12 protein-coding genes and 1 pseudogene are annotated in these 12778 nt (G+C 71.5%); 5 read left to right on the top strand and 8 right to left on the bottom strand.

The window, feature by feature from the left end; translation table 11 throughout:
- The first annotated feature begins 1 nt into the window (after window position 1).
- Window positions 2-796, top strand: coding sequence for a CbtA family protein (locus L324_RS01015; protein ID WP_037303376.1), 795 nt, complete (start codon window positions 2-4; stop codon window positions 794-796).
- Here L324_RS01015 and L324_RS01010 read toward each other — a convergent pair.
- Entirely contained in the window at window positions 777-1586 is an 810-nt protein-coding gene (locus L324_RS01010; protein ID WP_037303375.1) for an SDR family NAD(P)-dependent oxidoreductase, read from the bottom strand. The genes L324_RS01015 and L324_RS01010 overlap by 20 nt on opposite strands.
- Window positions 1587-1645: 59 nt before the next feature.
- Here L324_RS01010 and L324_RS41220 point away from each other — a divergent pair.
- Window positions 1646-2206 (top strand): annotated as a pseudogene (locus tag L324_RS41220) (TetR/AcrR family transcriptional regulator); the annotation flags it as partial.
- Between the two features lie 33 nt (window positions 2207-2239).
- Here L324_RS41220 and L324_RS01005 read toward each other — a convergent pair.
- Together L324_RS01005 and L324_RS01000 are read right to left on the bottom strand one after the other, a co-directional pair.
- Entirely contained in the window at window positions 2240-3697 is a 1458-nt protein-coding gene (locus L324_RS01005; RefSeq protein ID WP_037303374.1) for a cobyric acid synthase, read from the bottom strand.
- On the bottom strand, window positions 3694-4626 hold the full coding sequence (locus L324_RS01000; protein ID WP_037303373.1) for a cobalamin biosynthesis protein: 933 nt from the start codon (window positions 4624-4626) through the stop codon (window positions 3694-3696). The genes L324_RS01005 and L324_RS01000 overlap by 4 nt, the downstream gene beginning before the upstream one ends.
- A gap of 36 nt (window positions 4627-4662) precedes the next feature.
- Here L324_RS01000 and L324_RS00995 point away from each other — a divergent pair, with 36 nt between their 5' ends.
- From L324_RS00995 to L324_RS00985, 3 genes are read left to right on the top strand one after another with little or no spacing between them, the layout of a single operon-like run.
- On the top strand, window positions 4663-5268 hold the full coding sequence (locus L324_RS00995; RefSeq protein ID WP_037303371.1) for a bifunctional adenosylcobinamide kinase/adenosylcobinamide-phosphate guanylyltransferase: 606 nt from the start codon (window positions 4663-4665) through the stop codon (window positions 5266-5268).
- 12 nt (window positions 5269-5280) lie between these two features.
- Window positions 5281-6300 (top strand): nicotinate-nucleotide--dimethylbenzimidazole phosphoribosyltransferase, encoded by a 1020-nt coding sequence (gene cobT / locus L324_RS00990; protein WP_037303369.1) that lies wholly within the window; start codon window positions 5281-5283, stop codon window positions 6298-6300.
- Window positions 6297-7073, top strand: a complete 777-nt coding sequence (locus L324_RS00985) for an adenosylcobinamide-GDP ribazoletransferase (RefSeq protein ID WP_152546658.1) — start codon at window positions 6297-6299, stop codon at window positions 7071-7073. Before cobT ends, L324_RS00985 begins: the two co-directional genes overlap by 4 nt.
- Window positions 7074-7154: 81 nt before the next feature.
- Here L324_RS00985 and L324_RS00980 read toward each other — a convergent pair whose 3' ends face one another.
- From L324_RS00980 to L324_RS00960, 5 genes are all read right to left on the bottom strand, one after another.
- Window positions 7155-7802, bottom strand: coding sequence for a hypothetical protein (locus tag L324_RS00980; protein WP_037303367.1), 648 nt, complete (start codon window positions 7800-7802; stop codon window positions 7155-7157).
- 62 nt (window positions 7803-7864) lie between these two features.
- Window positions 7865-8872 (bottom strand): Rv2231c family histidinol phosphate aminotransferase CobC, encoded by a 1008-nt coding sequence (gene cobC, locus L324_RS00975; protein ID WP_037303366.1) that lies wholly within the window; start codon window positions 8870-8872, stop codon window positions 7865-7867.
- Window positions 8865-10199, bottom strand: a complete 1335-nt coding sequence (locus L324_RS00970) for a cobyrinic acid a,c-diamide synthase CobB (protein WP_037303364.1) — start codon at window positions 10197-10199, stop codon at window positions 8865-8867. Before L324_RS00970 ends, cobC begins: the two co-directional genes overlap by 8 nt.
- A complete protein-coding gene (gene cobO / locus L324_RS00965) occupies window positions 10193-10807 on the bottom strand; it encodes a cob(I)yrinic acid a,c-diamide adenosyltransferase (protein ID WP_037303363.1) in 615 nt (204 codons plus the stop codon). Before cobO ends, L324_RS00970 begins: the two co-directional genes overlap by 7 nt.
- The gene (locus L324_RS00960) at window positions 10807-12771 is read right to left on the bottom strand and encodes a putative cobaltochelatase (RefSeq protein ID WP_037303362.1); all 1965 of its coding nucleotides are present in this window, start codon (window positions 12769-12771) and stop codon (window positions 10807-10809) included. The genes cobO and L324_RS00960 overlap by 1 nt, the downstream gene beginning before the upstream one ends.
- Window positions 12772-12778 lie beyond the last annotated feature (7 nt).

The raw sequence follows: 12778 nt of genomic DNA, 5'->3' as shown, positions 1-12778 counted from the left end.
CATGATGAGGACCTTGCTGGTCCGCGGCATGCTCGCGGGCCTGGTCGCTGGTGTCCTGGCGACCCTTTTCGCCTATTTCTTCGGTGAGCCTTCGGTCGAGACCGCCATCGGTCTCGAAGGCACCGCCGCGCATTCACACAGCACACCTGACGCGCACAGCGAACCCGGTGCTCACGAGCACGCCGCGCCGGAGGCCGCGGAGGAAGAGCTCGTCACCCGTGGGGTGCAGAGCACGGTGGGTCTGCTGACCGGCGTCGGGCTCTACGGCGTCGCCGTCGGCGGGCTGTTCTCGCTGGCGTTCGCCTTCGTCTACGGACGGCTCGGCACGCTGCGTCCGCGGGTGACCGCCGCCCTGCTCACCGGCGGCGCCTTCGTGGTCGTGTTCCTGGTGCCGTTCCTGAAATACCCCGGGAATCCACCTGCTGTCGGGCAGGCGGGCACGATCGGGAGCCGGACTTCCCTGTATTTCGGTTTCGTCGCGCTTTCCCTGCTGATCGGCATCCTCGCCGCGGCGTTCGGCCGGAAGCTGGCCGACAAGCTCGGCGCCTGGCGTGGCGGCCTGATCGCCGCGGGCGGGTACCTCGTGCTGATCGCGGTGGCGGCGGCGCTGCTGCCGTCGATCGACGAAGTCCCCACCGGGTTCCCCGGTTCCACCCTGTGGTCCTTCCGGGTCGCCTCTGTCGGCACGCAGGTGGTGCTGTGGGCCGCGCTCGGCCTGACCTTCGGCGCGCTGGTCGAGAAGGCGTTGGCGCGCAAGGAAGTCACCGGACAAGTCTCTAGCCCGCAGCCCGGCTGACCGATTCCCACGAGCGCCATTCCGCGACGCGGTCCTGGTGCAGGCCCACGATGACGTCGAAGTCCCCGTCGCCGAGCAGCAGGCGGCGGGGCGGCGCGTCACTGGCCACCAGTTCGAGGACGGCCTCGGCGACCTTCACCGGGTCGCCGGGGACACCGTCGGCGTACTTCGCCATCAGCGCCGCGCGTACCGGGTCGTAGGCCGGGTTCATCGGTGACATCTTCAGGCTGGCGCCCAGGAAATCGGTCGCGTAGATCCGCGGCTCGACCAGCGTCACATGGACGCCGAAGCCCTCGGCCTCCTGCGCGAGCGCGTCACTGAGGCCTTCGAGGGCGAACTTGCTCGCGTTGTAGAGGCCCATGGTCGGCACGCCCATCAGGCCGCTCACACTCGACATCTGCAGGATCCGGCCCGCGCCCTGCTTCCGCAGCACCGGGAGCACGGCCTGGCTGACCCACAGTGCGCCGAAGAAGTTCGTCTCCATGATGGCCCGCGCGTCGTCCTCGCCGACCTCTTCGACCGCGCCCATCAAGCCGTAGCCCGCGTTGTTGACGACGACATCGAGCCTTCCGAACGCTTCGGCCGCCTTCTCGACGGTGGCGAAGACCGCGGCTCTGTCCGTGACGTCGAGGGGCAGGACGACCAGTCTGCCGTCGCTCGTTTCCACGAGATCGTCGAGCACCTCGGGGCGACGGGCGGTGCCGACGACGTTGTCCCCGGCCTTCAGGGCGTGCTCGGCGACGAGGCGCCCGAGACCGCGGCCCGCTCCGGTGATGAACCAAGTGCGCATGTCCACTCCTTCGTTTCAGCGAGACGGTCCGTCTCGTCTCGTGGTGCTACCATACCGACATGGCTGGAAACGTCAAGTCGCCGGACCCGACCCGGCGCAACGAACGCTCGCGGCAGGCGATCCTGACCGCGACCACCGAACTGCTCGGCGAGGTCGGCTATCCGAAGCTGGCGGTGGAGGCGATCGCGTCGCGGGCGGGGGTCGGGAAGCAGACGATCTACCGGTGGTGGCCGGACAAGGGCGCGCTGGTGCTGGACGCGTACTTGACGCTGGTCCAGGGCGAGGGCGAGCTGGGCTTCCCGGACACCGGCGATCTGGAAGCGGATCTGCGCACGGCGCTCCGGTCCACTGTGGACCCCTTGGCGGACAGCGGCTTCGAGGCGTTCTACCGCGCGTTGCTGACCGCGATCCAGGGCGACGCGAAACTCTCGGCGGAACTCGACGAGCGGCTGATGAGGCCGTGGCTGGAGGCGACCAGGGCAAGATTCCGGGCGGGCGCCGAGGCGGGACAGATCGACGCCGCCGACATCGACGACGCGGTGGACCTGTACTACGGAGCGGTCTACTACCGGTGGCTGCTGCGGACCGGGCCGCTGACCGACGGGTTCGTCGAGTCGGTGGTCCGGCTGGTGCTGCGCGCGCTGCGGTTCCGCTCAGGCGCCGGGCGGGACGAAGGGCAGGTCGACGTCGATGCCCGTTTCGATCAGACGCAGGAGCCGCGCGGTGCCGATGTGTTCCTCGACGGCGTCGGCGAGCCGGTCCAGCATGCTCTCCCGCAGCGTCCCGAATCCCTGCGCTCCGGGGGCGGGTGACCAGTCCGCCACCTCACCCAGCCAGGCGCGACGGAAACCGTCGTTCTCGAAGGCGCCATGCCACATCGTGCCCCAGACCGGCCCGCTCCGGTATCCGTCCAAAAAGGACTCGGCGGGTCCGGTCGCCGACACCACACCATGGTGGATTTCGTACGCCTCCACCGGCTGGCCGCGCCATTCACCTGTCGGCCGGGCCAGCACCTTGCCCGTGTCGAACGAGACGCGGGTCGGCAGGAGCCCGAGGCCGGGAACCGTGCCCGCGCCGGACTCGACGTCGTCCTCGATCTCGGCGGCCAGCATCTGGTAGCCGCCGCAGATCCCGAGTACCGGGCGGTCCGTCTCGGCACGTTTCCGGACCGCGTCGGCGAGGCCGCGGGCACGCAGCCACGCCAGATCGTCCACGGTGGCGCGGGAACCCGGCAGGATCACCACGTCGGCGGACAGGACCGTGTCCGGATCGGCCGTCAGCGTGACCGAGACCCCCGGTTCCGCGGCCAGGGCGTCCACGTCGGTCGCGTTGGAGGCACGCGGAAACCGCACGACAGCGACGCGCAGGGAGCCGCCGGTGGCGCCCCAGCCCGCGGCGGCCAGTGCGTCCTCGGAGTCGATCCACACCTGGTCGAGCCACGGCAGCACACCGAAGACCTCGCGGCCGGTGAGCTTCTCCAGCGTCTCCAGCCCCGGCCGGAGCAGGCCGACGTCGCCGCGGAACTTGTTGACCAGCCAGCCCGCGACCAGCGCCTGGTCTTCGGCCGAGAGGAGGGCGAGGGTCCCGAACATCGCGGCCATGACGCCGCCGCGGTCGATGTCGCCGACGACCACCACCGGCAGGCCGAACCGGCGTGCCAGCCCCATGTTGACGTAGTCGCCCTCGCGCAGGTTGATCTCGGCCGGGCTGCCCGCCCCTTCGCACAGCACGACGTCGAAGCGCCGCCTCAGGGAGGCGAAGGTGTCGAACGCGATCTCGGCGAGCCCCGTCCGGCCGGTCGCGTACTCCCCGGCTTCCAGCGTGCCGAAGGGTTTCCCGAGCGCGATGACATGGCTGCGGCGGTCGCTCCCGGGTTTCAGGAGGACCGGGTTCATCGCGGCCTCGGGTTCGACTCGGGCCGCCCGCGCCTGCAGCCACTGCGCGCGGCCGATTTCGGCACCGTCCGCGCACACCATCGAGTTGTTCGACATGTTCTGCGACTTGAACGGGGCGACCCGTACCCCCTGACGCACGAGCCAGCGGCAGAGCGCGGCGGTGACCAGGCTCTTGCCCGCGTCCGACGTCGTCCCCGCGATGAGCAGGCCGCTCACCGCGTGACCGCCACCGCGACGGCCAGCGCGGCGAGACCGACGGCTCTCGAAAGCCGGACCGCGCGGCGCACGTCCACCGGTTCCGGCTCGCGGCCGTCACCGAGGACACCGCGGCGTTCGGTGCGGCCGCCGTAGCTGTTCGTCCCGCCGAGCCGGACCCCCAGCGCGCCGGCGAAGGCGGCCTCGACCTGGCCCGCGTTGGGGCTCGGATGGTGTTTCCCGTCGCGGCGCCAAGTCCGGAACGCTGGGCCGGCGAAGCCGCCCGCCAGCGGCGCGGACGCCACGGTGAGCGCCGCGCCGACGCGCGACGGGACCAAATTGGCCAGATCGTCGGCCCGTGCCGAGGCCCAGCCGAAGTTCGCGTACTTCGGCGAGCGGTAGCCGACCATCGCGTCCAGGGTGTTGAGCGCCCGGTACCCCAGCAGGCCGGGGATACCGGCGACGGCTCCCCACAGCAACGGCGCGACGACGGCGTCCGAGGTGTTCTCGGCGATGGACTCGGTGGTCGCGCGCGCCAGCTGCTCGGTGTCGAGCCCGGTGGCGTCGCGGGCGCAGAGATGCGAAAGCCGCTGCCTCGCGCCGGGCAGATCGCCGTCGTCGAGCAGCCGGGCCATCCGAGTGCCCTCGGCCGCGAGCCCCCGCCCGCCCAGGACCGCCCAGGTGGACGCCGCCGTCAGCGCGAACCTCGCGAACGGGCGCTTCCGCGTCAGCAGCTGCGCCGCGACCCCCAATCCGGTGACCGTTCCCGCGCAGACGGCGGTGTACGCCGCGCCCCGCACCTTCGAATCGGCCCAAACCCGCTGTTCTAGGGCTTGCGCGGCGCGGCCGAAGCCGGCGACCGGATGCCCTCGTCGTGGATCTCCGAAGACGGCGTCGGCGACGTAACCGGTAACGAGTCCGGCTGCGGTGGCGGCTTGTCGGAGTGGCACGTGGCGAACCGTAGCGCGTGCACGAGAATGCGGGGTATGACCAAGCTGACGCATCGCCTCGCGAGGGTTCTGGAGACTCTCGCGCGGGCACTTCGCCGCTACTCGCGCGACGACGGCAAGGTGCTGATACTGGGCGGCGTCCGCTCCGGGAAATCGCACCACGCCGAGCGGCTCGCGTCCCGCCACCCGCACCTGACCTACATCGCGCCCGGACTGCCGCCGAGCGCCGAGGACCCCGAATGGGCCGCTCGCGTGGCCGCCCACCGCGCGCGACGGCCGAGCACCTGGAAGACGATCGAGACCACCGACCTGGCCACGGTGCTGCGCACGGCGACGCATCCGCTGCTCATCGACTGTCTCGGCACCTGGATCAGCCGGGTACTCGACGAGGTCGGCGCGTGGGAGCAGCGGAAAGGCTGGGAACGACGGCTCGACGAACGGCTCGAGGACTTCCTGGCGGCGTGGGCGCAGGCCGACGTGCCGGTGATCGCGGTCAGCAACGAGGTCGGCAGCGGTGTGGTGCCCGCGACGGTGTCCGGACGCGTGTTCCGTGATGTGCTGGGCGCGTTGAACAACCGGGTGTCCGCCGTCTCCGACCGGACCGTGCTGGTCGTGGCCGGGCGGATGCTCGATCTGCCTTAGGGAGCCGCCGCCATGCGTTTCGCCATCGCCACCCCGGACGCCGCCGCCGAAGCCGCCGCCCGCGCCAGGCTGGACGGCCTGGTCAAACCGCTGGGTTCGCTCGGACGGCTCGAGGACCTGGCCGCGTGGCTCAGCGCCGCGCACGGCACCGTCCCGCCGCGGCCGCTGGACGATGTCCGGGTGGTGGTGTTCGCCGGGGACCACGGGGTGTCCGGCATGTCGGCCTATCCGCGCGAGGTCACCGCGGCGATGGTCCGGGTCTTCCTGGCCGGGAAGAGCGGCGTCGGCGTGCTGGCCGAACTGGTCGGGGCGAAGGTGCGGGCGCTGGACATCGCGGTGGACTGGGACGGCGCGGACGTGCCCGCCGAGGTCACCGCGCACAAGGTGCGGCGGGGTTCCGGCTCGATCGACGTCGAGGACGCGCTTGCCGAGGGCGAGGCGCGGACGGCGTTCGACCACGGCCTCGCGATCGCGGACGAGGAGATCGACGGCGGCGCGGATCTGCTCATCCCGGGCGACATGGGGATCGGCAACACGACGATCTGCGCGGCCGTGGTCGCTTCGGTGCTCGGCCTGGCGGCGGAAGAAGTCGTGGGCACGGGGACCGGCATCGACGAGGACGGGCGAGCGCGGAAGGTCGCCGTCGTCGAGGCGGCGCTTCAGCGGGCAGGCGGGGTGAAGGACCCCTTCGCGGTGCTGACCGCGCTCGGCAGCGCTTGTCTCGCCGCGACGGCGGGTTTTCTCGTGCAGGCGGCGGTCCGCGGTGTGCCGGTCCTGCTCGACGGCGTCTTCTCCGGCGCCGCCGCGCTCGTGGCGCACGAGATCGCGCCGGGTGCGGAGCGGTGGTGGCTGGCCGGACATCGTTCGACAGAGCCTTCGCAGGCGTACGCGCTGAAGGCCTTGGGCCTGGAGCCGATCCTCGACCTCGGGCTGCGCCTCGGTGAAGGCAGTGGCGCGGTGCAGGCGGTGCCGACGCTGAGGGCGGCACGGGCGATCCTCGCGGACATGGGCCTGCTGGCGGATCTCACTTGATCGTCGATGCGCTGAAGCTGGCTGTCGGCACCCTGACCACGGTCCGGGTGCCCGCGCCGGGGGTGATCGACCGGCGGGTGGCCGGGGGCGCGATGGTGCTCGCGCCCTTGGCCGCGGTGCCGCTCGCGGTCGTCGCCGCTGTGATCGTCTACTTGGGTGAGCTGATCGGCCTGCCCTCTTTCGCGTCGGCGGCGCTGGCGCTGGGCGCGGTGGCGCTCGGGAGCCGCGGGCTGCATCTGGACGGTCTCGCCGACACGGCCGACGGGCTCGGCGCCTCGTACGACCGCGCGCGGGCGCTGGAGGTCATGCGGCGCGGGGATTCCGGGCCGACCGGGATCGCGACCCTGGTGCTGGTGCTGCTCGTGCAGGCCGGCGCGCTGTCCGGGGCGATCGCGGCCGGGCACGGGATCGCGGCGGCCGCGCTCGCGGTCATCGCCGGACGCGGCGTGCTTTCCCTGTGCTGCGCGCGGGGTGTCCCCTCCGCGCGGCCGGAAGGCTTGGGCGCGACCGTCGCCGGTTCGGTGCCGGTGTGGGCGGCCGCGGTGGTGTTCGCCGTGCTCGCGGGTTCGGCGGCGTTGATGCTTTCGTGGTGGCCGGTTTCCTGGTGGCCGCTTTCCTGGTGGCGAGGTCTGATCGCGGTGGGGATCGGGTATCTGGCCGCGTCGGTGTTGCTGGCGCGCTGTGTTCAGCGGCTAGGCGGGGTCACCGGGGACGTGCTCGGCGGCTGCGTCGAGGTCTCCGTCGCGGCGGTTTTGCTGGCCTTGTCGTTCTGAAGAGCCGGTGGCAGTAGTCGTTGGTTGCGTTGGTCGTGAGTGGTAAGTGTCGTTCTAACGACACTTACCACTCACGACCACCTACGCGGGGTCAGGTGCCGGTGGGGCCGCGGGTTCCCGGGCCGCCGCTAGCTTTTCGTCGATTTCCGGGAGCCAGAAGCACAGTTCGAGGGTTTTCATCCCGGCCCACAGGCCGAGTTTGCGGCCCTGCGCGATCAGGGTGATCGACGCGAACATGAGCAGGACCGCGATCCCGGCGGCGAGGAACGGATGCTTGCCCGCGAAGATCTCCACGATCGCCGCGATCGCCCCGAACAGCAGCGGTGGCGCGCAGTTGCGCACCATGAGGCCGGAGGCGCGCAGCCGCGTGACGTCACCCGCGACCTCCTTGTCGTGCAGTTGCAGCGCACCCAGCAGGAGATGCGGGCTCTCCTCGAGGTACGCGCGATCCTTGGCCGAGGGCATCCGGCGGACGAACTCCTCGGCGGGGATCCGCTGCCGTCGGCGTGGCACGATCCGCTCCATCGCGTCGCCGAGCGGATAGGCCAGATAGCCCAGCAGGAAGCTCAGCACCACGATCACGACGACCAGCACCACCGTGGGCACGCCGCCGACGCTCGCCGCTGTCAGGATGTGCAGCTTCGTGCCGAGGTAGCCGAAGAACGCGACGTACAGCGCGCCGGGGATGGTGTAGGCGAAGAGATCGAAGACGCCGATCACGAAGTTCACCGGCTCATCCAAGCACTTGACGGCTCGTGAGTGGTAATGACGGTTCTAACCGTCATTACCACTCACGACACCGCTCGCCACGCCGTAAGGAAGCGGTCCACCGTGGGGCGGTCCCGCACCGCGATCCGCAGGTATCGCGTGTCCAGTCCCGGGAAGGTGTCCCCGCGCCGGACGGCGAACCCGGCCTTCCGCAGCCGGTCCCGGACGCCGTCCGCGCCGGGCAGCCGCACGAGCACGAACGGCCCCCGCGGCTCCCCCAGCACCTCGACGCCCAGTGCGGTCAGGCCGGAAACGAGGTACTCGCGGTCGGCTTCGGCCGTCACCGCCAGCTTCTCCGCCTCTTCCAGCGCCGGCGGACGGCAGCAGGCCACCACGGCGACGGCGGCGAGCGACGACACCGACCACGGCGGCTGTACCGCGCGCAGACTGTCCACAACGGACTCGTCGGCCAGTACGTAACCAGCGCGGAGCCCGGCGATTCCCCACGTCTTGGTCAGGCTCCGCAGGACGGCGAAACCCGGTTGTCCCGCAACGCTTTCCGTCTCGCCGGGGACGGCGTCGAGGAAGGCCTCGTCGACGACGACCAAGCGGCCAGGACGTCTCAAGGCGAGCAGATCCGCCGCCGGGTGCAGGACCGAAGTCGGGTTCGTGGGGTTCCCGACGAACACCAGATCCGCCTCTTCGGGAACCGGGCGCAACCGGAAACCGTCATCCGGCGACAGCAGGACCCGGTGCACAGAATGGCCCGCCGCCCGCAAAGCGGCTTCGGGCTCGGTGAACTGCGGGTGGACGACGACGGCGTGGGAAGGCCGCAGCGCCGTCGCCAGCAAGGTGAACGCCTCGGCCGCGCCGGAAGTCACCAGCACCCGCGACTGTGGCAGGGAATGGCGGGAAGCCACGGCCTCGGTCGCCGCGGTGACGTCCGGATACGCGGCCAGATCGTTTAGGGCCGCCGCCAGTTCGGCCCGCAGCCAGGCGGGCGGCGCGGGGAGCCGGACGTTGACGGCGAGGTCGACCAGGCCGTCGCCGACCTCGCGATCGCCGTGGTGCCAGAGATCGTACTCAGCCATGGGCGTGCACCGCGGCGGCGAACCGCTCGGCGAGTTCGGGATAGCCTGCCCAGTGCACATGCAGGTACGACGCGTGCAGCGACGCCGAAGCGAACCCGTCGGGCGTGCGGTCCCAGCCCCAGGCAGGCGTCGGCCCGCTGCCGGGTTCGACGATCGTACGGTGGAATTCGTGCCCGGTGACGCGCTGGCCCGCGACGGCGAGCACGCTGTCCGCGGGCGAGAACGCCTTGCGGTAGCCGAGTTTCCCGCGTTTGGTCATGGTGGCCGAAGCGTCGAGGACGCCGGTCATCGGCAGCCCGTCGATGTCCTGGCACAGATACAGCAGCCCCGCGCATTCCGCCACGACGGGCATCCCGTCGCCGATGGCGCGCGCCACCGCCGTCCGCAGGCCGACGTTCGCCGACAGCTCTTCGGCGTGCACCTCGGGGAAACCGCCGCCGAAGTACAGTCCCGCGCAGCCCTCGGGGAGTTCCTTGTCCTGCAAGGGATCCACATCGACGACGTCGACACCGGCGGCGGCGAGCAGTTCCACCGCCTCGGTGTAGCGGAAGGTGAACGCCGGACCGGCCGCGGCGGCGACCACCGTGCGCGGGCCGTCATGGGAAAGCGGCGGCCTCCAAGGCTCCCCCGAAAGCCGGGACGCCGAGCGCGCGACCTGCACGACGGCGCCGAGGTCGACGCCTTCGCTGATCCACCCGGCCAGTTCCGGCAGCAGCCGCTCCGACTCGCCCGCCCGTTCCGCGGCGGGCACGAGACCGAGGTGACGGCTGGGCGCGTGGATCTCTTCGTTGCGGTACAACGTTCCCAGCAGCGGGACACCGGTCGCCTCCAGGGCGGTGACGATCTCGTCCGCGTGCCGCTGGGAGCCCAGCTTGTTGAGGATCACCCCGGCGAGCCGGACGCGGGTGTCGTACTGCGCGAACCCGAGCACGGTCGCCGCGACACTGCGCGACGCGGCCGAGGCGTCCACGACGAGCACGACCGGCGCGTCCAGCAACCGGGCGACATGCGCCGTCGAGGCGTAGCCCTCGGTGCCGAGCGCGCCGTCGAACAGGCCCATCACGCCTTCGATGACCGCGATGTCGGCCCCGGCGGAACCGTGCAGCAGCAACGGGATCAGCTGGTCCTCACCCTGCAGGAACGGGTCGAGGTTCCGGGCGGGCCGCCCGGTCGCGAGGGCGTGGTAACTCGGGTCGATGAAGTCGGGGCCGACCTTGTGCCCGGACACCTTCAGCCCCCGCGCGCGCAACGCCGCCATCAGCCCCGCGGCGATCGTGGTCTTGCCGTGTCCGGATCCGGGCGCGGCGATGACCACGCGATTCACCATTCGATGCCTCGCTGGCCCTTTTGCCCGGCGTCCATCGGATGCTTGACCTTGGTCATCTCGGCGACCAGATCCGCCGCCTCGATCAGCTCGGGCGGCGCGTACCGGCCGGTGATCACCACATGCTGGTGCCCCGGGCGTTCCGTCAGTGCCGAGACGACGTCGTCCACTTCGAGCCAGCCCCATTTGAGCAGATAGCTGAACTCGTCGAGGACGTAGAAGTCGTGGGTTTCGGCGGCGAGACGGCGTTTGATCTCGGCCCAGCCCTCGCGGGCGTTGGCGGCGTGGTCCTCCTCGGACCCGGACTTGCGCGCCCAGCTCCAGCCTTCGCCCATCTTGTGCCATTCGACCGGCCCGCCCTGGCCGGTGTCGTCGTGCAGCTTGCCGAGCGCACGGAACGCGGCTTCCTCCCCGACGCGCCATTTCGCCGATTTGACGAACTGGAACACGCCGATCGACCAGCCCTGGTTCCACGCGCGCAACGCCATCCCGAACGCGGCCGTGGACTTCCCCTTCATCTCGCCGGTGTGCACGGCGAGCAGCGGCCGGTTGCGGCGTTGACGGGTGGTGAGCCCGTCGGCGGGCACGGTTTCCGGTTTGCCCTGTGGCATTACGCCGCCTTTCCGGAGATACGGCTGCGGACGGCGCCCGCGAGCGTGTCGGCGGCGACCTCGGCGACCGGAACATGTTCCGCGCCAAGGTGTTCCGCCAGTTCCGCGGCGAGCCCGAGGCGCATCTTGCCGCTCTCGCAGTCCATCACGATCGAAGTCACGTTGCCGGCCAGCAGCCCGGCCGCCTGCTGTGCCCGCTTGACGGCATCGGCGCCACTGGTCGCGCGGCCGTCGGTGACGACGACGAGCAGCGGTCGGCGCAGCGGATCGCGGACCGCTTCGATGCGCAAAACCCTCGCCGCTTCAAGGAGCCCTTCCGCCAGCGGGGTCCGGCCGCCGGTCGCGAGACCGTCCAAACGGGACGCCGCGGCGTCGACACTGATCGTCGGCGGGAGCGCGAGTTCGGCCCCCGAGGCGCGGAAGGTCACCAGGCCCACCTTGTCCCGCCGCTGATAGGCGTCGAGCAGCAACGACAGCACGGCGGTCTTGACCTCGCGCATCCGCTGCCGCGCGCCCATCGAACCGGACGCGTCGACGCAGAACAGCACCAGGTTGCCCTCGCGCCCTTCCCGCCGCGCGAACCGCAGATCCTGGGGCCGCACCACGAGTCCGGCGCCGCTCCGGCCGCGGGAGCGCTGATGCGGCGCGGCCGCGCGCACGGTCGCGAGCAGATGCGGATGCCCGTCCTTCACCCCGGCGGGCTGGACGCCGATGGTCCGGCCGTTGTCGGTGATCGCCCTGGACCGCCGCCCGGCGGCGCCCTCGCCGGTGCCCTTCACCTCGAACCGCCTGGCACGGAACGCTTCCCCGGCTCCGACCGGCTTCTGGTCACCGCCGCTCTGCCCACCGCCCGAAGGTTCCTGGCCGCCCTCCGACGGCGGCGGACCCGAAGCCTCGCCGCCCTCCGGCGGGGTACCGGGACCGGGACCGTCATCGTCGGGGCCGGGTCCTTCCGGTTGGGCGTCCTGCAACGCCTGTTCCAGCTGCTCTTCGGAGATTCCGGGCGCGTCGAAGGGATTGCGGCGACGGCGGTGCGGCAGCGCGAGCCGGGCCGCGACCCGGACGTCGTCGGTGGTCACCTCGGTCCGGCCTGCCCAGGCGGCGTGCGCGACGGCGGTCCGGGCGGTCACGATGTCCGCGCGCATGCCGTCGACCTCGAACGACGCGCAGACCTCGGCGATCTGCCGCAGCGCGTCATCCGGCAGCTTGACCGACGGCAGAAGCCGTTGCGCCGCCTCGATGTCCGCGGCCAGTTCGGCGTCGGCCGCGGCGTACTGCCCGGCGAAGCCGTCGGGATCCGCCTCGTAGGCGAGCCGCCGCCGGACGACCTCGACGCGCAGTTCGGGATCCCGGCTGGACGCCACCTCGACGGTGAGGCCGAAGCGGTCCAGCAGCTGCGGCCGCAGTTCGCCTTCCTCGGGGTTCATCGTGCCGATCAGGACGAACCGGGCCGCATGCGACACCGAGACGCCTTCACGCTCGACGGTCGCGCGTCCCATGGCGGCGGCGTCGAGCAGCGTGTCGACCAGGTGATCGTGCAGGAGGTTGACCTCGTCGACGTACAGCAACCCGCGATGCGCGGCGGCGAGCAGACCGGGCTGGAAGTCGGTGACGCCGTCGGCCAGGGCGCGTTCCAGGTTCAGCGAGCCGATCACGCGGTCTTCGGCCGCGCCGACCGGCAGTTCCACCAGGCGCGCGGGACGGCGGTGCGCGGGCGAACCCTCGGCGTGCGGGCCGTCCGGGCAGGCCGGGTCGGGTTCGACGGGATCGCAGGAGAACCGGCACGCGTCCACGACGTCGACGCCGGGCAGCAGACCGGCCAGCGCACGCACCATCGTCGACTTCGCCGTGCCCTTCTCCCCGCGCACCAGCACCCCGCCGACGGCGGGCGAGATGGAGGAAAGCACCAGCGCCAGGCGCAGATCCGGCATCCCCACAACGGCGGTGAACGGGTACGGCTTCACAGCACTC

Origin of the sequence: Amycolatopsis orientalis DSM 40040 = KCTC 9412 (assembly GCF_000478275.1) — a bacterium.
GTDB classification, from domain to species: Bacteria; Actinomycetota; Actinomycetes; order Mycobacteriales; family Pseudonocardiaceae; genus Amycolatopsis; species Amycolatopsis orientalis.
Note: the sequence above shows the minus strand (reverse complement) of the source record. Positions and strands in the feature narration are given on the sequence as shown.